This is a genomic window from Lysobacter daejeonensis GH1-9, assembly GCF_000768355.1.
Taxonomy (GTDB): Bacteria; Pseudomonadota; Gammaproteobacteria; order Xanthomonadales; family Xanthomonadaceae; genus Aerolutibacter; species Aerolutibacter daejeonensis.
In genome coordinates this window covers 50858-76774 of the sequence record NZ_AVPU01000003.1, presented here as the reverse complement: position 1 = coordinate 76774, position 25917 = coordinate 50858, and the positions used below count along the sequence as shown (strand labels likewise).

24 protein-coding genes are annotated in these 25917 nt (G+C 66.1%); 15 read left to right on the top strand and 9 right to left on the bottom strand.

Going from position 1 to position 25917, the window contains the following annotated elements:
• Positions 1-23: 23 nt before the first annotated feature.
• The 3 genes from N800_RS02640 to N800_RS02630 form a co-directional block, all read right to left on the bottom strand.
• Positions 24-986: an NAD(P)/FAD-dependent oxidoreductase gene (locus N800_RS02640; protein WP_269635120.1), complete on the bottom strand. Its 963-nt coding sequence runs from the start codon at positions 984-986 to the stop codon at positions 24-26.
• A gap of 141 nt (positions 987-1127) precedes the next feature.
• On the bottom strand, positions 1128-3254 hold the full coding sequence (locus tag N800_RS02635; RefSeq protein WP_052107840.1) for a M13 family metallopeptidase: 2127 nt from the start codon (positions 3252-3254) through the stop codon (positions 1128-1130).
• Between the two features lie 158 nt (positions 3255-3412).
• Positions 3413-4264, bottom strand: coding sequence for an alpha/beta hydrolase (locus N800_RS02630; RefSeq protein ID WP_036134745.1), 852 nt, complete (start codon positions 4262-4264; stop codon positions 3413-3415).
• 212 nt (positions 4265-4476) lie between these two features.
• Here N800_RS02630 and N800_RS02625 point away from each other — a divergent pair, with 212 nt between their 5' ends.
• The 4 genes from N800_RS02625 (at position 4477) to N800_RS15165 (ending at position 8566) form a co-directional block, all read left to right on the top strand.
• Positions 4477-5850 (top strand): sensor domain-containing protein, encoded by a 1374-nt coding sequence (locus N800_RS02625; protein WP_036134480.1) that lies wholly within the window; start codon positions 4477-4479, stop codon positions 5848-5850.
• A 61-nt stretch (positions 5851-5911) separates the two neighbouring features.
• Positions 5912-6772, top strand: coding sequence for a 4,5-DOPA-extradiol-dioxygenase (gene ygiD / locus N800_RS02620; RefSeq protein ID WP_232227521.1), 861 nt, complete (start codon positions 5912-5914; stop codon positions 6770-6772).
• A 34-nt stretch (positions 6773-6806) separates the two neighbouring features.
• Positions 6807-7850, top strand: a complete 1044-nt coding sequence (locus tag N800_RS02615; RefSeq protein WP_052107838.1) for a GGDEF domain-containing protein — start codon at positions 6807-6809, stop codon at positions 7848-7850.
• Positions 7851-8134: 284 nt separating this feature from the next.
• Entirely contained in the window at positions 8135-8566 is a 432-nt protein-coding gene (locus N800_RS15165; RefSeq protein ID WP_052107837.1) for an FHA domain-containing protein, read from the top strand.
• A 53-nt stretch (positions 8567-8619) separates the two neighbouring features.
• On the opposite strand, the gene N800_RS02605 is transcribed toward N800_RS15165, so the two are convergent.
• The gene (locus N800_RS02605; protein WP_036134474.1) at positions 8620-9540 is read right to left on the bottom strand and encodes a M14 family metallopeptidase; all 921 of its coding nucleotides are present in this window, start codon (positions 9538-9540) and stop codon (positions 8620-8622) included.
• A 218-nt stretch (positions 9541-9758) separates the two neighbouring features.
• Between N800_RS02605 and azu the strand changes: the two genes are divergently transcribed.
• The 6 genes from azu to N800_RS02575 all read left to right on the top strand — a co-directional run bounded on the left by azu (position 9759) and on the right by N800_RS02575 (position 13317).
• Positions 9759-10331 carry an azurin gene (azu, locus tag N800_RS02600; protein WP_036134472.1) on the top strand — a complete coding sequence of 191 codons (573 nt, stop codon included), beginning with the start codon at positions 9759-9761 and terminating at the stop codon, positions 10329-10331.
• 143 nt (positions 10332-10474) lie between these two features.
• Positions 10475-11317, top strand: a complete 843-nt coding sequence (locus N800_RS02595; protein WP_036134470.1) for a class I SAM-dependent methyltransferase — start codon at positions 10475-10477, stop codon at positions 11315-11317.
• A 225-nt stretch (positions 11318-11542) separates the two neighbouring features.
• Entirely contained in the window at positions 11543-11878 is a 336-nt protein-coding gene (locus N800_RS15795) for a YkgJ family cysteine cluster protein (protein WP_232227520.1), read from the top strand.
• 12 nt (positions 11879-11890) lie between these two features.
• Positions 11891-12109 carry a hypothetical protein gene (locus tag N800_RS02585; RefSeq protein ID WP_036134468.1) on the top strand — a complete coding sequence of 73 codons (219 nt, stop codon included), beginning with the start codon at positions 11891-11893 and terminating at the stop codon, positions 12107-12109.
• Positions 12106-12372 (top strand): hypothetical protein, encoded by a 267-nt coding sequence (locus tag N800_RS02580; RefSeq protein WP_036134466.1) that lies wholly within the window; start codon positions 12106-12108, stop codon positions 12370-12372. Before N800_RS02585 ends, N800_RS02580 begins: the two co-directional genes overlap by 4 nt.
• 174 nt (positions 12373-12546) lie before the next feature.
• Positions 12547-13317 (top strand): DUF2189 domain-containing protein, encoded by a 771-nt coding sequence (locus N800_RS02575; RefSeq protein ID WP_198032449.1) that lies wholly within the window; start codon positions 12547-12549, stop codon positions 13315-13317.
• Between the two features lie 80 nt (positions 13318-13397).
• Here the strand turns inward: N800_RS02575 and N800_RS02570 are convergent, their stop codons facing one another.
• The 4 genes from N800_RS02570 to N800_RS02555 form a co-directional block, all read right to left on the bottom strand.
• A complete protein-coding gene (locus N800_RS02570; RefSeq protein WP_052107836.1) occupies positions 13398-15278 on the bottom strand; it encodes a S8 family peptidase in 1881 nt (626 codons plus the stop codon).
• A 388-nt stretch (positions 15279-15666) separates the two neighbouring features.
• Positions 15667-18117, bottom strand: coding sequence for an apolipoprotein N-acyltransferase (lnt, locus tag N800_RS02565; RefSeq protein ID WP_156962852.1), 2451 nt, complete (start codon positions 18115-18117; stop codon positions 15667-15669).
• Positions 18118-18155: 38 nt separating this feature from the next.
• Positions 18156-18566, bottom strand: coding sequence for a hypothetical protein (locus tag N800_RS02560; RefSeq protein ID WP_156962845.1), 411 nt, complete (start codon positions 18564-18566; stop codon positions 18156-18158).
• Positions 18567-18843: 277 nt separating this feature from the next.
• Positions 18844-19932 carry an SGNH/GDSL hydrolase family protein gene (locus tag N800_RS02555; RefSeq protein ID WP_036134460.1) on the bottom strand — a complete coding sequence of 363 codons (1089 nt, stop codon included), beginning with the start codon at positions 19930-19932 and terminating at the stop codon, positions 18844-18846.
• Between the two features lie 338 nt (positions 19933-20270).
• Here N800_RS02555 and phaZ7 point away from each other — a divergent pair, with 338 nt between their 5' ends.
• From phaZ7 to N800_RS02525, 5 genes are all read left to right on the top strand, one after another.
• Positions 20271-21419: an extracellular native short-chain-length polyhydroxyalkanoate depolymerase PhaZ7 gene (gene phaZ7 / locus N800_RS02545; RefSeq protein WP_052107835.1), complete on the top strand. Its 1149-nt coding sequence runs from the start codon at positions 20271-20273 to the stop codon at positions 21417-21419.
• 71 nt (positions 21420-21490) lie between these two features.
• On the top strand, positions 21491-22804 hold the full coding sequence (locus N800_RS02540) for an NAD(P)/FAD-dependent oxidoreductase (protein ID WP_052107834.1): 1314 nt from the start codon (positions 21491-21493) through the stop codon (positions 22802-22804).
• A gap of 71 nt (positions 22805-22875) precedes the next feature.
• Positions 22876-23388, top strand: coding sequence for a DUF2975 domain-containing protein (locus N800_RS15160; protein ID WP_052107833.1), 513 nt, complete (start codon positions 22876-22878; stop codon positions 23386-23388).
• Position 23389: 1 nt separating this feature from the next.
• A complete protein-coding gene (locus N800_RS02530; protein WP_036134456.1) occupies positions 23390-23611 on the top strand; it encodes a helix-turn-helix domain-containing protein in 222 nt (73 codons plus the stop codon).
• Between the two features lie 70 nt (positions 23612-23681).
• Entirely contained in the window at positions 23682-24344 is a 663-nt protein-coding gene (locus tag N800_RS02525; protein ID WP_036134454.1) for a glutathione S-transferase family protein, read from the top strand.
• Here N800_RS02525 and N800_RS02520 read toward each other — a convergent pair.
• Entirely contained in the window at positions 24274-25788 is a 1515-nt protein-coding gene (locus tag N800_RS02520; protein WP_084087112.1) for a serine hydrolase domain-containing protein, read from the bottom strand. The two genes, N800_RS02525 and N800_RS02520, sit on opposite strands and share 71 nt — an antisense overlap.
• Between the last annotated feature and the right edge of the window lie 129 nt (positions 25789-25917).

The window sequence follows — 25917 nt, the reverse complement described above, 5'->3', positions numbered from 1 at the left end:
GGCTTGTGGCGGCGAGCCCTCTGTCAGGGGCGTATCGACCGCGTGGTGACGTCCATGGACGGATCAACGTGATCACGCAGCCAGTTGTGGGCACGGGTCGCGGCCACGGCACCGTGCCCCATGGCCACGCTGATCTGGTCCAACCCCTCGACGATGTCGCCAGCACAATACAACCCCGGCACGGGCGTCCCCAGCGCACACGTCGAGGCAACGCAGCCTTCTTCGCCCAGCTGAAGACCCAGCATCGCAGCCAGCTCGGTCCGTTGACGCACACCCAAAGCGGGGTACACCACATCGAAATGCAGCGGCGTTGCATCGCCTTGCAGGTAGATATCGAAGCCGTTGTCATGGGGAACGTAGCGCTCCACCGGACGTTCCTCCATGCAGATACCTGCAGCGGCGAGTTCGGCGCGACGCGCGGCGCTGAGTTCAGCCTTTGCCTTGGGCAGCAGCGTCAGATGCGGGGTATAGCAACGAAGGAACAGCGCCTCGGCTGCACCGTCGGCATCACACCCTACCACCGCGATGCGCCGATCGATGTGCTCGTAGCCATCGCAAACCGGGCAGTAACGCAGCACGTTTGCGCGGATGGCGGCTTCATGCACCGCATCGGGCAAAGGAATCTGGTTGAGGTGCAGGCCGGTGGCCAGGATCAGGGACCGGCCGACGATCGTGTCGCCGTCGGCGGTACGCAGTTTGAAGCAGCCGTCTGTGTGCTCCGCACCCGTCACCTCGACCTGCCTCAGAACAGCCCCGTAGCGGGTGGCGTGTTCGGCCATGCGCTCAAGCAACGTCGCTCCCGCGACCCCATCGGGAAAGCCAGGAACGTTGTGGGTGCGCGGTATGCGTGCTGCCCGGGCCTTGCCGTCGTGCAGCACCAGGACACGGCGCCGATAGCGGGCCATGTACAACGCGGCAGACAGCCCTGCAGGGCCTGCGCCAACGATCTGGCATTCCCAAGTTGTGTCCAAGGAAAGCGGCTCCACGACGGGTTGACAGGCCGCCTACCCTAGCCCGAAGCGCGTCAACGACGCGTCCAGCTCGCTGCCGGCTCCTTCGAGGCCACAAAGGACGAGGGGCCGCTTTCGCAGCCCCTCCTCCATCACGGTTTGCCGGTCACCCGCCGATCACCAGATGCGCACGCGATCCTTCGGCGCGACCCACAGCGGATCGGCCTGCGTGATGCCGAATGCGTCGTACCACGCGTCAATGTTGCGAAGCGGCGCGAATGCGCGGATATGCCCTGGCGAGTGTGTGCCATTGACCAGCTGCTGGCGCAACGCGTCATCACGCCACAAGGTGCGCCACACCTGCGCCCAGCCCATGAACAGGCGCTGCTCGCCGCTGAACCCATCGATCACGGGCGCGGGGTTTCCGCCCAGCGAACGCCGGTACGCCTCCAGCGCGATGGTCAGGCCACCCAGGTCGCCAATGTTCTCGCCCATCGCGACGCGGCCGTTGATGTGCATGCCCGGCAGTTGCGGGAACGGATACGCCTCGTACTGCGCTCCCAGCTTGGTGGCCTGCGCTTCGAAACGCGCGGCGTCCTCGGCGGTCCACCAGTCACGCAGCACGCCCTTGCCGTCGGACTTGCGGCCCTGGTCGTCAAAGCCGTGGATGATCTCGTGGCCGATCACGCCGCCGATGCCGCCGTAGTTCACCGCCGGATCGGCCTTCGGGTCGAAGAACGGCGGCTGCAGGATGGCGGCCGGGAACACGATTTCGTTCTTCACCGACGAGTAGTACGCATTCACGGTCTGCGGCGTCATGCCCCACTCGGCCTTGTCGACCGGCTGGCCGATCCGCGCGCGGCGGTAATCCCATTCGAACTGCCGCGAACGCTGCGCGTTGCCAAAGACGTCGCCATTGACGATGGTCAGGCCGGCGTAGTCACGCCACTTGTCCGGGTGGCCGATTTTCAGGCCGAAGTTCTCCAGCTTGGCCAACGCCTCTGCGCGGGTGGCCGGGCCCATCCACTCCAGCTTGCCCAAGCGCGCGCGCATGGCAGCCTTCACGTTGGTCACCAACTCGTCCATCTTGGCCTTGGACTCGGCCGGGAAGTACAGCTGCACATAGTCGCGGCCAATGGCCTCGCCCATCGCGGCCTCGGCAAAGGCCACGCCACGCTTCCAGCGCGGGCGCTGCTCCGGCTGACCGGACAGGAACTTGTTGCGGAACTCGAACTCGGCGTCGACGAAGGCCTTGGACAGCAGCGGCGCGGCCTCGTCGGTGGTGTGGAACGCCTGCCACGCCTTCAGCGTGTCCAGGTCGGTCTCGGCGAAGACCCGCGCGATCTTCGGGAACGCGCTGTCCTGGCGCAGCACTGCGCGGTCGGCGCCGTCCACGCCTGCGGCCTTGAAGAAGGTTGCCCAGGGGAAGCCAGGTGCCTTGGCGTCCATCTCGGCCAGCGTGGCGGGGTTGTACGTCTTGTCGCGGTTGCGGCTCTCGGCTCGGGTCCAGTGCGCCTGCGCGATGCGGGTTTCCATCGCCACGATCTTCGCGGCGCTGTCCTTCGCCTTCGGCCAGCCGGCCATGGTCAGCATCTGCTCGACGTAGGCCTGGTAGCGCTCGCGCTGCGGGGCGAACTTGGCGTCCAGGTACATCTCGCGATCGCCCAGCCCCAGGCCGGACTGGCCCAGATACAGGGCGTACTGGTCCGGATTGCGCGCGTCATCGGAAACGAAGGCGCCGAAGAAGCTGCCGCCGATGCCGCCGTTGGCGCGGCCCATCAGCTCGGCCATCGCGGCCTTGTCCTTCACCTTGGAGATGACCGCCAGGTGCGGCTTCAGCGGCTTGGCGCCCAGCGCCTCGATGGCCGCCTCGTCCATGAAGCCGCGGTACAGCGCGGCGATCTTGGCCGACTCACCGTCCTTGGCCGGGTTGCCCAGCGCATAGCCTTCCACCAGCGTGCGCACGCGCGCCTCGGACAGGTCGCGCAGCACCATGAACGAGCCGTAGCTGGAACGGTCCGACGGAATCGGGGTGTTCTTGGCCCACTCGCCGTTCACGAAGCCGAAGAAGTCCGCGCCGGGCTTGGCGCTGCGGTCCATGCCGGCGGTGTCGATGCCCCAGGTGCCGTAGCGCGTCGCGTCGGCGGCCGGCGCGGAATCACCGCCGCCGGAGGCGTTCTCTGCGGCGAACAACAACTGTTGGTCGCAAGCGGCATCCATGCAGCCGTGGTTCTCATTGGCGGCCAAGGGGGCCGACAGGGCCAGCACCAAGGTGGTCGCGGCGCAAAGCAGGGTCTTCTTCAAGGGGTACCTCCGGAGGGTCGGGACGCGCCGGCCCCGGCCAGCCGGGTCGACGTGCGGGCCCCGCGTGGGGCCGTCCGTCGTTCTAGCGGGTCAGGCGTGTCCGGGGACAGTGCCGGTCGTTGGGTACCCCGGCATTGCCTTTGCCGAAGCGGGCGGATTCAGGGGTGCGCTGGCGGCGCGAGCCCGAACAGCCAGCGCACGGCCACGGGAAACGCCGCGCGCCACGCCGCTTCGTTGTGCCCGGCATCCGGCACCAGCTGGAGGGTGACGCGGTCGGCCATGTCGGGTTGGGTGCGCAGCACCTGTTCCATGCGCTGCACCAAGGGCACCGCCTCGTCCCCCTCCTTCCCACCCATGTAGAGGTACACGCGGCTCTCGGCGGGCAAGGGCGTGCGGGCGGCAATCTTGAAGGGTTCCTCGGACACCCAGTACGCCGGCGAGAACACGCCCGCCTTGCCGAACACCTCCGGGTAGCGGTGGATGGCGTAGTCCGCCGAAAGCCCACCCAGCGAGCTGCCCATGATGGCCGTGTCCGCCCGCCCGGGGCGCGTGCGGAAGTTGGCGTCGATGAAAGGCTTCACCGTTTGCACCAGGTCTTCGACGAAACCGGCGCCGGTGTTGGGAAGGAAGCGCACGTTCCAGTAGGGAATCAGTTCGTTGATGCGCACCTCGTTGCCATGGTCGATGCCCACCACGATGGCGGCGAAACCATCTTCGCGGGCCAACGCATCCAGGCTTTCATCGACGCCCCATTCACCGGCGTAGCTGGTGGCGTCATCGAACAGGTTCTGCGCATCGAACATGTACAGCACCGGATACCGGCGCTGCCCTTTGCCGTAGTCGGGCGGCAGGTAGATGCGCAACTGCCTCGGGTAACCCAGGACGGACCACTGCAGTGGCGGGGAAAACACGCGGACGCTAGGGCCCGCGGTGTGGGCGCGCTCTGGCACGGCGGCGAGCCCCACCAGCGGTAGGCAAAGCAACAGGGACGACAGCAGGCGTCTCGACACGGGGAACCTCAGGGGACCCAACGCCACCACGATGCCGCACGGGGCGCGTGCAATCACCCCCCATCGGTCACGGATGGCGGTGAGGATCGCGACCCGCATCCATGCCTCCTCTGCTGGTCGCCAACCTGCTCTCCCTGCCACCCACCGCCGTCACACCCTGACGCGCCGAGGGGTACAGTAGCCGCCATGCCGCCCTGTACCTGACCTCCCTGATGGAATACCGGCTGCCACCGCTGACCGAACTGAAGGATCTGCTCCTGGATGCCCTCTGCGTGGTCGACGAGCAGGGCCGGTACCTTTTCGTCAACGCCGCCTACGAGCGCATCTTCGGCTATCGCGCCGAAGAAGTCCTCGGGCGACCCATGATCGACCTGGTCCACCCGGACGACCGCGAACTGACCTTGCGCGCTGCTCGCGACATCATGGCGGGGGAGTCGAAGTTCAACTTCCAGAACCGCTACCTGCATAAGGACGGCCATGTGGTGCACGTTCAATGGTCGGCGCACTGGTCACCACGACATCACGTGCGGATCGCCCTCGGGCACGACATCACCGAACTCAAGCGCGCCGAGGCGGTGCAATCGGCCTTGCTTGAGATATCCGAGGCGGCACATGCCGAGTCGGACCTGCAGTCGCTGTTCAAACGCATCCACCGGACGGTGGCGGGCCTGCTGCCGGCACGCAGCTGTTTTGTCGCGCTCCGTGACGTGGACAGTGGTGAAGTGGCATTCCCGTACTTCCAGGATGAGTACGACGTCCCGCCAGCTCCGCTGCCGCTGGACGCACCGACGCTGTCCAACCACGTGATCCGCTGTGGCGAACCGTTGCTGCTCACGCCCGAGACGCGGCTCGACCTGCCCGCCCACCTGCGGCTTCCGGTGGGCCATCGTTCAACCGGTTGGCTAGGCGTGCCGCTGGCTACGCCCACCGGGGTGATCGGTGCCCTGGTGGTGCAAAGTTACGATCCCGCCACGCGCTACACCCAGCGGGACGTACAACTGTTGCAGTTCGTATCCACGCAGGTCGCGGCCGCCATCGAGCGCACCCGCAACCGCAACTGGCTCGCGTTCCTGGCCAGCCACGACCCGCTCACCGGACTGCCCAACCGCAGCCACTTCCACGACCGGCTGCAGCGCGCCCTCAATGCCTCGGGGAGCGAACGCCACCCCATCGCACTGATCTACCTCGATCTGGATGGCTTCAAGGGCGTGAACGATCGCCATGGCCACGAGACCGGTGACCGGCTCCTACAGGCCGTCGCCGAGCGCATCCGCAATGGCGTGCGCCATTCGGACACGATCGCCCGACTGGGCGGGGACGAGTTCGTGGTGATGCTGAATGGCACGTCGCGAACCGCCGACGCGGTCAATGTCGGTGAGTCCCTTCGCAAGTCGCTGTCGCAACCTTTCCAGCTGGACGATCACGCCATCCGCATCAGCGCCAGCATCGGCATCGCGCTGCATCGCGACGACGACGGTGGCGAGGACGGCGTTCTGCAACAGGCGGACAAAGCCATGTATGCGGCCAAGCGCAGCGGGGGCAACCGTTTCGTCCTGTTCCCGTTCGACGAACCTTGGACCGTTTAAGCGCCATGCGGCACGCACGACACCATCATTGGACTGGATGCCCACAAGAGAAGCGTACGCCATGTCAACTGAGTTGATGCCCGCGGCCTTCCTAGGTCACGGCAGCCCGATGAACGCACTGGAGCGCAACCGCTTTACCGATGCCTGGCGCGCTTTCGGTGCGGCAGTACCGCGGCCACGCGCCATCCTGATGGTCTCCGCACATTGGTACGTCAATGCCACGGCGGTGACCGCCATGCGCCGGCCACGCACGATCCACGACTTCTACGGATTTCCAAAGCCGTTGTTCGACGTACAGTACCCGGCTCCCGGATTGCCGGAACTTGCAGAGGAGGTGTCCGACACCGTGCGGCCCGACCTGGTCGGTGCCGACCTCGACAGCTGGGGTCTTGACCACGGCACCTGGTCGGTACTGGTGCATGCGTTTCCGGCGGCGGACATCCCGGTGGTGCAACTGTCGATCAACGCGCAGAAGCCTCCGGACTACCACCTTCGGCTGGGCGCGCGACTGGCAGCCTTGCGCGAACGCGGCGTCCTGCTGATGGCCAGCGGCAACGTGGTCCACAACCTTCGGGCCATCGACTGGCGCAATCCCGACGGCGCCTTCGACTGGAACGAGCGATTTGAAGCCGCGGCACGCGAGGTGATGCTCGACCGCCCCAGCGACGCGGCCAGGCTGATGACATATCCCGACTACGCGATCGCCGCCCCCACGCCCGAACACTTCTTGCCACTGCTGTACATCGCCGGGTTTGCCGCGGCAACCGCACAACGCAGCGACGTGCTGGTCGAAGGCCCGGCCTTCGGCTCGCTGTCGATGACCTCCTACACCGTGGGCCAACCCTGCCCCGAGCCGAACGCCGCGCTGAAAGGCGCCGCGCCGCTGGATGCCACACTCCCGCCGGACGGTTCCAACGCCTGAGTCTGTCGCCATGGCCAATCGCTAAAATAGGCACATGTCCGCCATTCCCGCCCCCGCGCCGACACCTCTTTCGGCGTCCAGCGCCACTCTCAGCCAGTTGGCTGACACGGTCGGTCACGCGCGGACGCTGGAAGAACTCGTGCGCCCCTTGCTGGAGGTGTTGGAAGCGCTGACTGGCATGGAGTCCACGTACTTTACCCTTGTCGACGAGGCGGCCGGCCGGCAGACGGTGCTGTTCGCGCGCAACACGCAGGCGCTGGACATCCCCGAGTCACTCTCCGTGCCGTGGGACGACACGCTTTGCCGCCGCGCACTCGACGAAGGCCGCGCATATACCGAGAATGTTCCTGCCCACTGGGGCGACTCGGCAGCCGCACGCGAACTGGGCATCCAGTCATACGCCAGCACGCCGGTACGCATGGAGGACGGACGCCTGTACGGCACGCTGTGCGCCGCCAGCGCACGCTCGCTGCCCATCAGCGAGGAGGCGCGCCACGCGCTGCGCCTGTTCTCTGGTCTGATCAGCCAGCAACTGGAGCGTGAACGGCTGGTCCAGGAACTGCAGGCCGCCATCACCGCGTTGTCGACCAGCCTGATGATCGATCCGGTCACCGGCCTGCCCAATCGCCGCGCACTCGTGCAGGAGCTTACCCGCCGCACCGCGCATGCTCACCGCGCGCAGGAGACGGTTCTGGTCGCTTTCCTGGATCTGGATGGGTTCAAGGCCATCAACGACCGCCACGGCCACGATACCGGCGACCAGTTCCTGGCCGCGATCGGCTGCGCCCTTTCGCTGGGCCTGCGTGCGGATGATTTCATCGCCCGGCTTGGCGGCGACGAGTTCGTCGCGGTGGCTTCGGTGTCCAGTCATGACCTGCCGCATGCGCTCGATGCATTCCGTGACCGCCTTACTGCATGCACGCGCGGCCGCTTCGAGTTGGACAGGGTAACCCTCGACTACGACGGCGCCAGCATCGGCGTCGTTGCCGCCAGTGACGCGGACGCGGACAACGAGGCACTCATTGCCCGGGCCGACGCCGCCATGTACGAGGCCAAGCGCGAGCGTCGGGCTTCCTAGTCACGATCACCGCCTCCGGCGGACTACTACTGCCGCGTCCGCACACCAGCGGGCGGATGTCCGCGCCCACCCGCGTGACCGCCAACGCCAGCACGGCGGAAAACCGCCCCCGCCAGGAACTCACGTCCAGAGGACGCATGGTGGCGCCCCCGTCTCGTGGCCGGCATCAACCTGACGAGGGGCGCGTGAATGCGACGCGGACCATAGTGCTACCCCTTGCACACGCCAACGATCCGGGTCGTGATAGGGTGCGTGCCCGCCCATCCTTGCAGTGCCCCACCCAGATGCCGACGGCCCTTCGCGACCCCGAATACCTGCTGCGCGGCGTTGCAGGCGACGTGTTTGGCCGAAGCTTCCCGCTGTTGGCGCCCACCACCGTGGGTCGCTCCCCGGAGTGCGATATCTATCTGGACGATACCGGCGTGTCCCGGCAACACGCGCGCCTGCGACCACTTGATTACGGCGTGGAAGTCGAAGACCTGGGCTCTACCAACGGCAGTTTCATCAATGGGCAGCGGATCAGCGTGGGTATTGCCGGCGTGGGCGATGAAGTAGCCTTCGACCAGTTGCGCTTCCGTATTGGCGACCGGCGGGGGGCACCCACCGGCCAAGGCCAACGTCCCACCGCAAAGTCCGGTTTGCACGCAGGGTGGTACTGGCTGCTGGCAGTGGCGGCACTGGCCGCCGCGTCGGCGGCCTACCTGCTGATGCGCTGAGCATCCACGGGCGCCATCACGGCGCCCTCCCGAAGCACGCGAATGTCCGCCTGCTACGCCTGCGTCAATGCATGGTCAATCGCGCCCCGCACCGAGGCTGCCTGCGCCTCGTTGCACTGCTCAGGCGTCGCCCGCGGGCTGTCGGGATACACCTCGGTAGTGGTGCGATAGCGCGCATCCGTCACGCCCGCACACAAGCCCAGCGCCCGATACGGGTATTCGATCACCCCGGGCGCCACCACCGGCGAACCAATGATGGTGCCATCCGGATCCGCCGGCGCGATGTGCGTGACCTGCGCCACCGCGGCGATGACGGCCTGCTGGAAAGCAGGCTCCGGTGCCTCGCTGTCCGCGCACAGGTAGAAACCGTCGGGGATGGTGCCCGGTTCAAACGGCTTGCCATCGCGCGCGGCCAACGCCGGGCGGAACTCGGACTCGTCGGTATCGGTCGTTTCGTGCAGGTCGATGTGCACCAGGATGCGGTCGCGCAGCGGCCCCACGAGCGCCATCAACGCCGCCGACTCGGCCGCCGGGCTGTTCTCGCGGAATGAACGATTGGGATCGATGGCATCGGCATTCCAGCGATGGATGCGTTCGTAGGCCCACGGGCTGATGCAAGGCGCCACCAGCAGGTTGATGCGCCCGGCATACCGCTCCGCATCGTGCTGCAGGAACCGCAAGGCCCCGTGCACACCGCTGGTTTCGTAGCCGTGCACACCGCCCGTCACCAGGGCTACCGGCAGGTCATCGCGCCAATCGCGGTTCCGGACGGCAAACAGCGGGTAAGCATCGGGCGCGTACTCGATCAGGCCATATTCCACCACGTCGAAATCGGCGCGCAGCTGCTCGATCACGCTGAGCACCTCGTCGGCATAGCTGCGCTGGCGCACCTGCCGGGCCCGCCATTCGGACTTCTCCGCATCGCCCCAGGCGCGGCCAGGGGTGCCAATGGGATAGAAGGCGGGGTTGTTCATCGGGCGGGCTCGCTCTGCAACAGGAAACCGGAAGCAGATCAATTTACCACCGGCGGCGTTGCCCAAGCCCCATCCTCCGCGTCCATTGGCCATCAACACGCCGCCCTACGGCGGGAGCGCTAGAATCCGCGACGGCTGAGAACCATGCCACGCCATTGGCCCTGCGGCGTCATGCACCTCACGCCGTGGCGACTCCCCCACCCCATGGAGACTGCCCCATGAACGTCAAGCTGACCCTGCTCACGACGGCCTGCGTGCTGGCCCTCACGGCCTGTGGCGACAAATCCCCGCCGCCGGCACCGGAGCCTGCCGCCGCACCCGCCGCACCCGCGCCGGCTCCTGCCACCGAGGCACCGGCCCCGACGCCTGCGCCTACCGCTGAAGGCAAGCCTGCAGCCACCGTCGCCAACTGCGCCACGGAAATCGAAGGCAACGATGCGATGCAGTACAACGTCGGCTCCATCACCGTGCCGGCGTCGTGCAGCGAGTTCAAGATCACCCTCAAACACTCCGGCAAGATGCCCGTCACCGCGATGGGTCACAACGTCGTGATCGCCAAAGCCGCGGACATGCAGGCCGTGGCCGCCGATGGCCTCGGCGCCGGCGCTGCAGCCGCCTATGTCAAGGCCGGCGACGCCCGCGTCGTTGCCCACAGCGGTCTGGTTGGCGGCGGTGAAAGCACCTCGGTCAGCTTCGCCGTCAGCAAGATCAAGGACGGCGGTCCGTACGAGTTCTTCTGTAGCTTCCCCGGCCACGCCGCCATCATGAAGGGCACCATCACCGTCCAGTAAGGACGAGGCGCTGCCACGCCGTGGTTGACGCCAACGGCACCCGGCCAGCCATCGGGTGCCGTTTTCCTTCGTCGACCCGGGCTGCGAGGCAAGCGGCGGTTCCGGTACCCTGCACGCCTTTCCACCCCACTGGACCTCCCGCCGTGGCGCATTACACCGGCCCCCTCCTTACCCGCCCACTCGCACAGGCGCTTTTGGCCGCGCGCGATGCCGGTGCCAACACGTGGTCCGGTTCGCTCGATCTTGGTCGTTCCGAGGGTGAAGCGCTGCTTGGCCCGGACGTCTGGCAGTGGAACGGCGCATCGTTTCCTTATGCGCCGACGTTGAAGGATCGAACACTCTATTACTGGGACGACGAGGAGTTCGCGCCCGTGTCGCGGTATGCCGGCTCGCTGATCAAACTGGTGCCTACCGAGTGGGGGGCTCCCACCTTCGAGATCGATGGCATCAAGATGCTGCCCACCTCGAAGGAGTCGCCCATCGACGATGCGCGGCGCAAGGTGACCCTGGTTCAGCCACAGGGCAAGAGCGTGCTGGATACCTGCGGCGGCCTGGGTTACTTCGCCGCGTGTTGCCTTGAGGCGGGCGCGGCACGCATCCAGTCGTTCGAGAAGAACGCAACCGTGCTGTGGCTGCGCACCCTGAACCCCTGGTCTCCCGATCCTGACGCGCCCACCAGTGGCGGTCGCCTGCAACTGACGCACGCCGACGTCTCGCAGGCCATTGGTCAGTTGCCTGACGCTGCGTTTGACGTGCTGCTGCACGATCCACCACGTTTTGGCATCGCCGGCGAGCTGTATTCGCAAGCCTTCTACGACCAGCTGGCACGCGTACTACGCAAAGGCGGTCGCCTGTTCCACTACACCGGCAGCCCCAACAAGCTCACCAGCGGGCGCGACGTGCCGCGCGAAGTGGCCAAGCGGCTGGAGAAGGCCGGCTTCAAGGCCCAGCTTGCACTGGATGGCGTGCTGGCGATTCGTCGCTGACTCCAAGCCAGGGCGCATCCCGTTCAGTCTTGTCCTGCTCCACTGGTGTAGGCTGAGGGGGCACCAGCGCTCCATCTGCGCGTCTCCCCCGACTACCTGTCGCCGGCTTCGCTCCCCTTCACGCGCCACCACCCTCTTGCAGGGTGTCGCCCCCCGGGAGCTCCATTGCCCAGCCTTTCCAGCCCTAAGTTCCCCGTTTCCCCGGCGGTACCCGCAGCCGTTCCCGTGACGACCGGTGACGCCAATGCGGCGTCCGGCAGCCCTGAAACGGCCCGCTGCGATGCCTGCGATGCCGTGTGCTGCCGGCTGACGGTAGTGCTGATGCCCGAAGACAACGTGGCCGCCCACCTTACGGCGCGTACGCCCGCAGGGCTACAGGTCATGGCCCGTGGCGAGGATGGGTGGTGCGTCGCGCTCGACGGCGTCCATATGCGCTGCTCGATCTATGACACGCGCCCTGCGATCTGCCGCAAGTTCGCCATGGCCGGGCCGTATTGTCTGGACGTGCGTGCCGATTATGCAGACCGCCGCGCCCGCGGCATCCCTTTGACGCTCTATTGAGGACCCACGCCCATGGCCCGAGCTCCCGCCAGTACCAGCCGCGTCTTCCAGCGCAAGGAAACCGAGCCTCGCGCCCTCACCAGTGAGCGCATCGCCAACCACCTGGCGGCGTTCCACGCGGCAGGCGGCCACATCGAGGTGCTTGGAGCCACGCGTGTCCTTACGAAACTGGACGACCTGGTCGCGTCGCCCACCTCCCCGCCCGTTCCCGCCCGGTCCCGCACCAAATGAAGCACCAGATCGCGATCTTCCGCTTCACCCTCAGCCGCCACCAGAGCATTGGCCCTACCCAGCTGCAGGCGCTGTGGGCGCGCGCCTGCCAGACGCCGCAAGTGAGCGTCAGCCGGAGCCGGGGCGCGACCGATGACCGCCCCATCTACTCCCTGTACGCGTCGCAGCAACTCGGAGACCTGCCGCAGGTCGAACGGCGCCTGCGCCTGCTGCTGGAGCAGAATGACCTGCGCGCGTCGCTCATCCCCCTGCACGTGGCGTAGAACCTGGACTGCGCCGATTGCGGAAAATTAACGTTTCCGCCCTGGCAAATGTTGCATTCCGAAACATCGTGCCGTTGTCCCGGTGATAAAATCATCTGCGACGCGACACCCCCGCACGCCCCTGTGGACGCTGCCGACTCCGGGTGACGCGCGCCGTCCTTCATGGAGGACGCCATGACCACCCTTCATTCGGGCGCAATGCCCTCGCACCCGGGCCGTCGAGCCTCCCACATTGCCTTGGGCGAGCCGCTCCGCTGGTTGTCACATGGGCTGCGGGATCTTCGCCGCGTGCCATTCGTAGGCTTGGCCTACGGACTGATGGTCACCCTGATGGGGTGGCTGGTGTTCGCACTGGGCAACCATCCGTACTTCATTGCCGCCGCCCTGACCGGTTTCCTGCTGCTGGGTCCCATCCTCGGGGCTGGGCTGATCGAAGCCTCGCGGGCCATCGAAGCTGGCGAGACTCCCACCTTCGACGCCTCGCTGCGCGGGCTTTCTCCGCATCGTGCGGCACTGGAACGCTTCGCGATGGTCCTGCTCACACTTGCCGCGGCTTGGCTGCTGCTGTCAGCCTGGACTCTCAACGCCGCCGTGGGACCGATTGCACCCAGTGTAACGGCGTCGTTGTGGGATGACGCGCTGAGGATGATGACATCCGGCCAATGGGGCGCATGGGCATTGATCGGCGCCGTGCTGGCGGTGGCATCTTTCTCGATATCGGTGATCGCAGTACCGTTGATCCTGCATCGGGATGCCAGCGCGAGCGAGGCCATGCGCGGCAGCCTGCGCGCGGTGGCCAACCACCCGATTGCCTGTGCCGAATGGGCGCTGCTGATCGTGCTGCTCACCGCCGTCGGACTGGTCACGGCCTTGCTGGGGCTCATTGTCATCTATCCGGTGCTGGGCCACGCCAGCTGGCATGCCTATCAGGCACTGCGGAAATAGCCCCTCAAGCAGTTGCTCCGGGCGATACAAAAGACCCCGGCACAGGGCCGGGGTCCCAGGGTCCGACTGTACGTCACCTGTTAGAACGTGATGCTCCAGCTGTTGATGTAGCCGGTATCGGCGTTGGCGTTGTCGTTCACCCGCAGCTTCCAGGTGCCGTTAAGCGCTTCGCTGGACAGGTTCACGGTGAAGGTGGCGATGATGTTGTCGGCACTGCCACCCGAACGGTTGCGCAGGTTGTAGATCGACCCGTCCGGCGCGACCACGTCAACCCGCAGGTCACCCACGTAGGTATGGCGGATATCGACCGCCACCGACGTTGACGAAGGCGCGTTGCCAGTGCGGCCAGACACCGTGATCGGGCTTTCCACCGTGGCGTTGTCGCTGATCGCGTAATCGGTGCCGTTGGTATAGGTCTGGGTGCCACCGCCGCCACTCGTACCGTAGTCGCCCACCAGGCTGACACCACTGAAGCTGCTGTAGGCCTTCAGGCTGACGTAGTAGGTGCCAGCCTGCGGCGCGGCGAAGCTGCACGTCTCGGTATTGCCCGACCGGTACGGACGGCAGTCGTACGAGGTGTCGGTAGGCGCGCTGCCGAACTTCACGTACATGTCGGCGTCACCCGTCCCGCCCGAAGTGTTGAAGCTCAGGTTGGTGGCACCTGATGGCACGGCCAAGGTGTAGTGCAGCCAGTTTCCGGCCGAGGCCGACAGGTTGGTCACTGCCACGCCCTTGGTCAGCTGGCCAGGCGGCGGGGGCGGCGGCGGCGTGCTGCCATCGAAGAACGAGTACAGCAACCGGTTGGGCGAACTGGTGCCCGGGCTCGTCACCTTGTTGGGCGTGGCGGCATTGATGATGGCGGTAGTGACCTGGGTGGGCGTCGCGCTGGGGTTCACCGCCAGGTACAGCGCGGCGACGCCCGCCACGTGCGGCGAAGCCATCGACGTGCCACTGATGGTGTTGGTGGCGGTGGTGCTGGTGTACCACGCCGATGTGATCGACGAGCCGGGCCCGAAGATGTCCAGGCAACTGCCGTAGTTGGAGAACGACGAACGCGCATCGGTGCTGGTGGTCGAGCCCACGGTGATGGCCGATGCGGCGCGCGCCGGCGAATAGTTGCAGGCATTGCTGTTGTCGTTGCCCGCTGCAACCACCACGGTGACGCCGGCATTGGTCATGCGCGCAACGGCGTCATCCACCGCTGTCGACGCACCACCACCGAGGCTCATGTTGGCCACGGCAGGCTTCACGTGGTTGCTGGCCACCCAGTCCATGCCGGCGATCACGCCGGAGTTGGTGCCCGACCCAGAGCAATCCAGCACGCGCACCGGGTGCAACTGGGCGCCCTTCGCGATGCCCCAGGTCGATCCTGCCACGGTGCCGGCCACATGCGTGCCGTGGCCGTTGCAGTCCGTGGTGCCCCGACCGTCGCTGATGGCGGTATAGCCGCCGCTAACCCGGCCGCCGAAGTCGTTGTGGCTGCCGAGGATGCCGGTATCCACGATGTAGGCGTGCACGGTCGAGGCCGTGGTGTCGTAGGTGTAAGTGGTGCTCAACGGCAGATCACGCTGGTCGGTGCGATCGATGCCCCATGTCGCGCCCGACTGGGTCGCACTGGCCTGCACCACGCCGTCCTCTTCGACGTACTCGACGCGCGGGTCGGCCAGCAGGCGGGCCAGAGCGGCGTCATCTGCGCGGGCGACAAAGCCACGCAGCACCTGCCCATAACTGCGGACCACGTTGGCCCGGTGTTGTGCCGCCATGTCGTTGGCCACGCTGGCCACGCGTGCCGCGCGACTCGACTCACCAACCAGACTCGCGGCCTGCGCCTTCAGCACGACGATGTATTGACCTTCCACCGGTTTGGACACGGTACGCAGGTCAGCGGCCGACGCCGCGAGCGATACACCGGACAGGCCGATGGCGATGGACAGTGACAGGATTGAGATTCGCTGATTCACGGGAACTCCTTGTGTTCGGATCCATGTGGTTTGGTGCATGAACGCGCCAGCCATCGCTGGCTGGCGCCATGCGACTTGCGGATTGCGACTGCAGGAAACGTGAACTGCCAGGACCCGATGCCCCTGTCCCGAACGTCAGGCACACAACCCCCCTGTGCCAAGCCGCCCCGATCGGCTCCACGGATCACGGCCCCTGCCGTGACCCGCACTGCGGACGCTAGGGTCGTTTCAGGTCAGGGGCACGCGGCGGCGCAGCAATGCCCCGTTCATGTGAAAGGACAGCGTTATCATCGAGCGACTAACGGCTATTCAGCCGCATTCCCGGTGTGAAGATGCGCGGGTCGTGCCGAGGATTCCGGTGCAACCAAGTCGAAAATCGCAGCACGCTTCACGCGTTCGAAGCCAAGCGCAAGGCCAGCCATGTCGGCACGCCGACATAAAACGCCGCGCGTCCTGCCCACTCCAACGCGTCACGTGTGGCGGGCACCCAACCCGGCCGCACCAGGTACGCGACCATGCAAGCGCCTTCGATCAACACGCGAAGCACAGAAGCAAACAGCATCAGGCCGATGGACCATGAAGCCCACCAGATCAGCAACCCCGTGAGCCAGGCCGTGGCGCCGTACGTGTAGTACTCGCCAAACGCTCCACCGAACGCGATCACCTGGTGCAACCGGAAGGCCACCAACGCGGGCAGCAGCGGGAATACGAGGAACTTGAGCAGGAGGCTGTCCATGCGTGGCCGGCTGGCCAGTCCACGTGCCTCGACGAAGCCCGCTATTGCCGCGCCGACATGGCCTTCGAATGACACCTGTTGCCCTGCCGCGGACAATGCGTCCCGCAAGTGACGCGGCCTCGCCAGCAGGAGCCCCTTCTCCAACCGTCGACCGGAAGCCAGTCGTACATCGACACCACTGCCCGGAAACGGCATACGCCAAAGCCGCAACGACGCGATCGATGCAAGCGGGATCTCGATGCGCGAATGGCGCTGGTCCAGCACGAGAACCTCGCCATCGATGCGGACCTGCGCCTTGAACGCCTGCAGGATCATCCACGACGCCATCGCTGGCAGGACCACTACGCCCGCAAAGCGCCAAAGCTGCGACAAGGACTGCACCTGCCAGCCCACGCGCAATGCCATGTCCAGAGCGAGCCACACCAGCCCGGCGCCGGCACAAAGCCACAGCGCCGCCGCCGCGACCCGCCAGGGCGGCGACAACACTGCCGCTTCCAGCGCAAGCGGCGCCTCGACGACCTGGCCCCGCCGCGCAAGCAGCCGCCGGAACGCGGCCATGGCCAGAAGCCCCAGCAGGAGCCACGTGGCGGCGCGGCCCACCCAGTCGCCCCAACGCACCATCAGCGTGGCGGGCGCGTCCTGCGCGGCGACAAACGCGGTCAGCACGGCCTGTTGCCCCATCTGCGTACTGGCCACCACCTCGCCGGTGTGATCAATGATTGCACTGAGGCCGTTGGTGGTAACGCGCACCTGCGGCAACCGCGTCTCGATGCTGCGGAAAGCTGCAACCGCCAGATGCAGTCGCGCCCCCAGTGGCTGGCCGGTAAACCAGGAATCGTTGGACATGCCAACGATGGCCTGTGCGCCCAGTCGTGCGCCTGCGATGGCCAGGTCGGTGCGCACGTCGTCCAGGCAGATCAACGGCACGACGTTGACCTCACGTCCGTCGGCACTGCGCAGCGGGAGTACGCGCGCTCCGTCGCCCGGTTGCCACGTGCCGGCCCACGGCAGCATCCGCCGCAACCGCGGGCCGTCCAGCCATTGCGGCACGTACTCGGTCAGCGGGAATGGATGCGCCTTGCGATACGTGCCCAGCTGGCCTTTCCCGGGCTCCAGGAACGTAGCGGCGTTGTACTCGCCCTTGGCATCCACGTCGTAGGTGCCAAATACCAGCGGCACGCCCATCGTATCGACAAACCCTTGGATCTCCCGGTCGAGTGCCGCACCGTCCTCGCTGCGTGGCGTGCCGAACGTGGTGGGGTACACCGTCTCCGACCACAGCAGCGCATCCGCACCGTGATCGCGGATGGCCGACACTGAGAGCGCGTAATGCGTATCCAGTACGTGACGCACCACGGCGTACGCGCCCTGCTCGCGGCGAAGTTGCTCATAGTCGGTAATGTTCGCTTGCACCATGGCGATGCGCAGCGTGGGCGGTGGATCAGCCGGCGGCGCGTCCAACGCCGCGAGGCGCGCTACCCCGTACCCCGCCATGCCCAGCACGACGGCCACGCCGATCGCGAGCGGTCGCAGCGCCGCGCGCAGGCCCGTTGCCCGCCGTTCCATCGTCGCCACCACGGCCTCGTTCACCAGCAGCAGCAAAAAGCTCAGCCCCGCCGCACCACCGATATCCGCGACCTGCCGCAACATGGTGGAAGGAAACAGCCCGTGCCCCAACGTGTCGCCGAGTAACTTGGGCACCCACCATTCACAGGCTACCCAGGCCGATGCGGCAGCCAACGCGCGCAGCATCGTCCCGTGATGCCGACCTGCCCAGTACCGCACCAGCACGAAGACAATGAATTGCGGCTGCAGCAACGGGGCGAGCAGCAACAGCACCGCGGTCGCCGGTCCCGCACCCAGGCCCGTGTAGGCGCCGATGGCCGAACCAAACCAGCTGAACACCGCAGCCATGAACGCCACGCTCATCACTGCGCCGCTGACCGCCGAGCCACGCAGCGAACGCATGCGGTTCAACGTAAGCAGCCACGGCACCAACGCAACAAAGCCCAATGCCCACGCCTGCGGGAAACGGGCGTACAAGGCGAACAGCAGCACCGACGCGAACAGGCCGGCAGGATATCGCCAGCGTGACAGGGACAACCGCTCCGTGGTCAATCAGCGCACTCCGTAGACGAGGATCAGGGCTTGGGAATGCGAACCCGGCGCAGCGGCAAACCCGGTGGCGCCAGCTCGGGCGGCACGACGCGGTTCTCGGGCATGGCGATGGGTTTGCCGTTCGCGTCGTACAGCACGAAATCGGGGGAAAACATCAGGATCGGCTCGATGGGTACGCCTTCGTCCGTAACTTGGTGATGGCGCACGTAGCCATCGGGCAGCTTGAAGTCATCGGGTACGGCCAGCCCTTCCAGTGGTGGACTGGTCCCTGGCGGGTTGAACGCACCTAGCCCGGTGCGGACGCCGGCTTCCCGCAGCGCGGTGATCACCTCGACGCCCGTGGGCTCCGGATCGCCCGGCTCGAAGTATGCGGCGAGGTCATCAGGATCAGTGCGCGGCATGGCATCGGGCTCCTGCACCGTTGCCGTGGTCATTGACTGAGCGGACCGGGACTCGGCCGCAGTGGTGGCGGTCGCCTCGTGTTCGACTGCCGACGGCAGCGTGTCCGCCGGCTGTGGCCCCTGCTCCGGCGATCTCACCAATACAAGCCAAGCCGCGAGCACCACGAAAATCATCACTCCCCCCCACGCCCACCGTCGCAGCGCGTGGCGCGGCTTGGGTACCACGCGCACACCGTCGCCGTCCGGTTCGGACGGCGGGGTGTGCGGCGGGTGGCGTTCGGCCACGACTCAATCCTCTTCGGGCGCGCCGTTATGGACTGGCCGGGTTGTAGACCGACAGGGCCCAGCCCATGCGCTCATGGCCATAGCGGTTCCAGATCGGACTCCTGCCGCTGGTGTAGCTGGTGTAACGCGGCGCGCCAGTGCCGGTGCTTCCACCCCAGATGCCGGCGGTCACCGTGCCGCCGGTATAGGTCGGGTGGGTGTCGTCGGACTGGATGTAGTCGTACGAACTGGCGGAGGTCACGAACTTGGTGTTCGCATCCCGCAGCGTGCCCTTCAGCGAGCCCGTGATGCGGCCGACGTACGTAGCCTCGCTCTCGCCGGCCACGTAGCGCAACGCGTCGGAGTCGACTTGGCCATCGTTGTTGCTGTCGTAGTCCGCGCCCATGTACTGGGCGAAGCTGTCCGTGCACTGGAATCCCTTCTGGCGTGCGTATTCACACATCCAGTAGTTCATCTTGGTGATGGCGGGCAGGAAACGATCGCGCAGGTTCACCGTCTGCCCCGTACTGGCATCCCTGCAGGAGCTTTGCACGTTATCGGCGTTGTAGCCCGGGTAATACAGGTTGGAGATCACCTTGAGCCGGGTGTTGGGGTGCGCGTTGGCGTTGATGTAGTCCATGGCCGCCGCCACGTACACCTTGCAACTGTTCACCGCCGAATCCAGGACGCCGTAGTTGCAGGTTCCGGTCTGCTCCTTGAAGCTCGTTCGTGCCTGCAGGCCATCGTTGCCGCACATCTCGAACGTCACCACGCGGGTGGAGGTGGCCTGCATGTACGAACGCTCGGCCACGATCTTGTTCTCATACACGTCCTTCGCGACTGCGCCGGACTTCGCGCGACGGATGCTCTCGATGTCGGCGTTCCACTTCGCGGAGAGATACTCCGAATCCACGGTGGGCGCCGAATAACGCGCGGCATTGCTGATGGAGCCGTTGTAGCCGGCATAGATGGAGTCGCCATAGGCCACGACGCGGTACTTGGCCGTCGTGCCGGTGCGATCGATGGTCCACGACACGTTCTGGTTGAGTGTGCTGGCCAAGGTCGGCGCTGACAGCGCCAGCAATGTGATCGCCGGCAGCCAACGCGTGGCGGCCCGGCGGAACAGAGTCTTCATCCCTAATCCCCTTCGACATGGTGTTCGCGGCGGGGGTAGTCCCGCCCGCGTCCTGCGAGAAAAAGCTGGTGAAACACCTTCACGATGCGGACGCCCGTGTCCGCGGCCCCCTGCGCCATCGCGGACCGGACGCTAGCGTATGTTCTGGGGAGGCGCAATCTGCGGCGCAGCAGCCCTCTCAGCGGGCCCCAAACCGAGGCGTATGGCACAAAAACCTGCCAATTCATGCCGCAGTGCGTCATGCCCCATCGGGCAATGGCACCTGGCACTGGACGCCCCCAGCATCAACAAAGATCGGACTTCGTCGTAGTCGAACTGACACCCTGGGGAGGGCTCTCATGTTCAGCAGCACGTTGCGATTCGTTCCGCCATTCCTGTCCCGCACCGCGGCGCTGGCGCTGCTGCTGCCATGGATGGCCATGGCCTTGCTACTGTCGCCGCGCAGCGCCCAGGCACTGGTCTGCGGCACCCACAATGGCTATACCTGCACCGGCACGGCCACCCAGTACGCTGGCGGCTTCAACCCCGGCGTGGGCAGCGGGGGTTTTGGTGGAGGCAGTTGCACCGCCACGCGTACACCGGTGGTGTTCATCCATGGCAATGGCGACAGCGCCATCAGCTTTGACATGCCGCCCGGCGCCGTGAGCGGCTATACGACGCCAACCAATTCCATTTACGACGAGCTCAAGGCGCGCGGATACAACGACTGCGAACTCTTCGGTGTCACCTACCTGGATGCGGACGAGCGTGGTGCGCCGCAGTACAACTACCACGAGCCGGCCAAGTACCAGGTCCTCAAGACGTTCATCGACAAGGTCAAGGCGTACACCGGACGCAGCCAGGTGGACATCGTTGCGCATTCGATGGGCTCGAGCATGGCGCTGGCCATGCTGCGCTACTACGGCTACCAGGCCAACGTCCGCCGCTTCGTCAACATCGGTGGCGGCCTGCGAGGACTCAACACCTGCTATTCCACCGGGTACCAGTCGCCGTACGCGCCCACATGCAACGCTGAAGCGTACGTGTGGCCATACGACTACTACACCTTCGGCTTCTATCCCAGCACGGGCGTGGCCGGATACGGCTACAACCGCTGGACCGGCAGCGGCAACAACAGCCTGCGGGCCATGCCGGCGCTGTTCTCGACTATTTCGTACTACACCATCTCCGCCGGCACCTACGACCAGGTGCACTGCTTCACCACCAGCTACGCCGCCGGTTGCAACAGCGGCGCGCTGTTCAACACCGGCTCCAGCGTCAAGGCACAGGTAGACATCGGCTTTGGCAGCAGCGCCTACGCCTACGACTGGGACTGGGACGACGGCAGCCCGTACAACATGGGCGGAGGCGACACCAGCAACGGCATCGGCCACTTCCGCTCCAAGAGCAACGCCGGGCGCATCGTCTACAACATGCTGGCCACCACCTGCACCACGGGGTGCGCGAACGGCTACGTCGGCATCAACGGCCCGGCGGTGAACCGCTAGCCCGACAAGGTCAACACAGGCATGCCCGGCATGGGCAACAATGCACGCATTCCCATGCCGGGTGTTTTGCGATGACGGATCCTCGCCCCCATCTCGTGATCGTCGGCGGCGGCTTTGCCGGCCTGTGGGCCACGCGCGCCCTGGCTGACGCGCCGCTGCGGATCACCGTGATCGACCGCCACAACCACCACCTGTTCCAGCCGTTGCTGTACCAGGTAGCTACTGCCGGCCTGTCGGCGCCGGACATCGCTGCGCCGCTGCGCCACATCCTGCGCAGGCAGAAGAACGTGGAAGTGCGTCTTGCCGAGGTGGCTTCCATCAATGCGAGGGCAAAAGCCGTCGTCCTGGCGGATGGCGGCGCCCTCGCCTTCGACTACCTGCTGCTGGCGACCGGCGCCACCCACGCCTATTTCGGCCACGATGAGTGGGCGCCCCATGCTCCCGGTCTCAAGACGCTGGATGACGCACTGCACCTGCGTCGCCAGTTGCTGCTGGCCTTTGAACGCGCCGAAGCCGAAACCGACCCTGCGCGCCGCGCCGCCTGGCTCAACTTCGCCATCGTCGGTGGCGGCCCCACCGGTGTGGAACTGGCAGGCACGCTGGCGGAGATCGCCCGGCACACGCTGAAGCACGAGTTCCGCCGCATCGACCCGGCGCAGGCGCGCGTACGCCTGATCGAAGCCGGGCCGCGCGTGCTGGCCTCGTTCCCCGAGGCGCTCTCGGCCAAGGCGCGCGGACAGTTGGAACGACTGGGCGTGGAAGTGGTGACCGGCACGCCCGTCAGCGGCATCACCGCCGAGGGCTACTGCCTTGGCGAAACCTTCGTACCGGCGAAGACCGTGGTCTGGGCCGCGGGTGTCGCCGCCTCACCGCTGGCACGGTCACTGGGCGTACCGCTGGACCGCGCCGGCCGGGTACCGGTCGAGCCCGACCTCAGCGTGCCCGGCCACCCCAACCTGTTCGTGGCCGGCGACCTGGCGGCCGTCCGCACCGACGGCAAACCCGTGCCCGGCGTGGCGCCGGCGGCCAAGCAGATGGGGCGTCATGTGGCCGGCGCGCTGCGCGCGCATCTTGCCGGCCAGTCGACGCCCACCTTCCGCTACCGCGACTACGGCAACCTGGCCACCATTGGCCGGATGGCCGCCGTGGTGGATTTCGGTCGGCTCAAGTTCTCCGGCCTGCTGGCCTGGTGGTTCTGGCTGGCGGCACACGTGTTCTTCCTGATCGGCTTCCGCAACAGGCTGGTGGTGCTGCTCAACTGGGCGTGGGCGTACTGGAGCTACCAGCGCGGGGCAAGAATCATCCTGGGCAGCGACCGGGATGACCTTGAAAGGGGCGACGGGGGCGCGACGATGTCCCCGCCCCGGGAGCCCCCGACAGGGTGACCTCCTGCCTATTTTTATTGTAATTCGATATTGATATTATCGCTTTACGGTAAAAATGATGGAGCACCGCCATGACCCGCACCTCCGCCCAAGCCCTTGCCGTCGCCCGCCCGGTGATCCAAGGCCTGACCGTCCTCAACCTGCTCTATGGCGGCGGAATTGCCTTACTGCTGGTATCCACTTTCTTCATGAACGGCTGGCCGGAGCGCGCGCTGGGTTTCGACCTGGTCAAGATGCATCCGCAGGCCCCGAACGGCCTGCGCGCCATCGTCGTAATCGGCATCGTCGGTGCGGTGATCGTGCATACGATCCTGCGCCGACTGCTGGCCATCGTCGACACCGTGCGCGACGGCGACCCCTTCATCCTCGAAAATGCCCGCCGCCTGGAAGCCATCGCATGGAGCGTACTGGGCCTGGAAGTGCTGCGCATGGTTGTCGCCACGATTGCCGCGACCGTGTGGGAACCTGGCCGCATCGATGGTTTCTCCATCGCGTCGTGGTTCGCGGTGTTGCTGCTGTTCGTGCTGGCAGGTGTGTTCGCCCAGGGCGCACGCATGCGTGCCGACCTGGAAGGCACCGTCTGACATGGCCATCGTCGTCCGCCTAGACGAGTTGTTGCATGCCCGCCGCATGACGCTCACCGAACTGGCGTCGCGCGTGGATATCACCCTCGCCAATCTGTCGATCCTCAAGACCGGCAAGGCGAAGGCAATCCGCTTCTCCACCCTGGAGGCGATCTGCGCAGTGCTGGAGTGCCAGCCCGGTGATCTGCTCGGCTTCGACCCTGCTGCGCCGGACGACACATGAGGCCCGAATGCCTTTGTCGAACCGCGCCGCGCCCGTTCGTCGCTACAGGCAAGCCCACCCAGAAATCGCCATGCCCACCACCCTTCCCCGCCTATACGCGCATCCCTTTTCCTCCTATTGCCAGAAGGTGCTGATCGCGCTGTACGAGAACCAGACCCCGTTCGACTACCGCAACCTTGAGGACGCCGAGGCCAACGCCGAACTGACCGCACTGTGGCCCATGCGTCGCTTCCCCGTACTGGTGGATGGCGACCGCACCGTAATCGAGGCCAGTTGCGTCATCGAGTACCTGGACCTGCATTACCCCGGGCCGGTGAAACTGATCCCAGAAGATCGCGATGCCGCATTGGAAACGCGGATGCTGGATCGCTTCTTCGACAACTACGTGTCCACGCCACAGCAGAAGGTGGTGTTTGACCACCTGCGGCCCGAGGCCGACCGCGACCCCTGCGGTGTAAGGGACGCCCGCACGATGCTGGAAACGTCCTACGCGTGGCTGGACGCGCGGATGGCTACACGCGAATGGGCCATTGGTGATGTGTTCACCCTTGCCGATTGTGGCGCGGCGCCGTTCCTGTTCTATGCCGACTGGACGCATCCAATCGACCCGGGGTTTGCCCACGTGCGCGCCTACCGCGCCCGTCTACTGGCCAGGCCATCGGTCAAGCGTGCGGTGGACGAAGCCCGGCCATATCGCCCTTACTTTCCACTGGGGGCTCCGGATCGGGATTGATCCCAGACACGAAACGCAACGACACCGCCTGGCTGGTTGCCAAGCGAGCGACATACCCACGGCGGCCCTCGGTCCGCAATTCATGCAGGCCGATCGGCGTCACCAGCACCGCGCGCGAAAGGCTTCCTCGCGGATCGATGCCGATGATCCGCAACGTGCTGGCGTCCTTCTGCGGAAACTTGTTGAGCCACGCCCCCAAGGGCTCAGCCGGCAACGAGAGTACGCCCGTGCATAGCCCGCCTTCCACGCTGAAGCGCGCCGTGCCGACAAATGTCCTGCCATTGAACTGCCCCTCATAGCGCGAAGCCGTGAATGGACACGGCTTGCGTTCCGGTATCTCCGCAACCGGTTTGAACGGTGCTGCCAGCAACATGCTGGTCTGCTCAATCGACGATACCCACATCGCGTTCGAAAGCAGACTGACTCCCAATTTACGATCAGGCCACAGCACCAGCGCACTGCGCGCCCCACTGGTGACGCCTGCATGGTGGGCGATGCGATCACCGTCCGCGTCCCGCTGCACGCGCCAGCCGAAGCCGACCTCGTAATCGCGTTCGGCGGCGGCCGAGCCACTGTTGAGCCGCGTGGGTCGCAACATCCATTCGAAGGTAGCCGGTGCCACCACGTCACCCGCCATCAAGCGCCCACCGAACCGAGCCAGCGCTTCCGGTGTGGCTCCCAGACCGCCGCCTGCCCAGGTATAGCTGTAGTCGTGCGGGGCCGCCGGCACCGCCTTGCCGTCCACGAACTCGTATGCGCGCGCCGCGCTCGGATTGCCGGTGTCCGTGGCATCGGGGCCAATGGCCAACCCTTGCGTGACACGACTGGCCAGAAAGTCCAGGAACGGAATACCCACGCGTGCCTCGATTACCGCACTCAGCAGCGTGTATCCCCAGGAGGAATACGAATAGCGGGTGCCAGGCGACGACAGGAGTTCGCGGTCGCGGAACACGGCCACCGCGTCACGGACCTTCGCGTAGTGCACTCCGCCGCGTGCATCGTCCACAGGCTGGTAATGCGGCAGGCCGGATGTGTGTGCCGCGAGCTGTCGGGGTGTAAGGGGGGCCCATCTGACATCCAGCCACGGCAACATGGCTTGCACGGGCGCATCGACATCGAGCGCACCCTGCTCCATCAGTTTTGCCGCAGCGGTGGCGGTTATGGCCTTGGATACGCTGGCCAACCGGAACACGGTGCCACGATCGACGTTTTGCCGGTGCTCGACATCCCGATACCCCACGCTGCCGCGCCACACGATCGTTCCGTCGCGCACCACCGCCGCGCCCATCCCGGGCACCCCGTTTGCGTCCGCCAAGGCTTGAAGCAACCGATCGGAGATGCGCGCGGCAGTAGCATCCGTGCGGCTGCCCTCCGCGCAGGCCTGGCCCGCCAACGCCAGTGAAAGGGACAATCCGGCAACGCGGGGGAGTGTGCGGCCTTGCATGACAGCGCGTCCTGGAAGAGTGGATGTGTCTTCTGGAAACGAGCACGCAAGCCCAAGGTTGACAGCCGTCACAGCACATCACCCCCCTACGGGCGATGAACGCGTCGTGCGCGACGTCGCATCACGGGA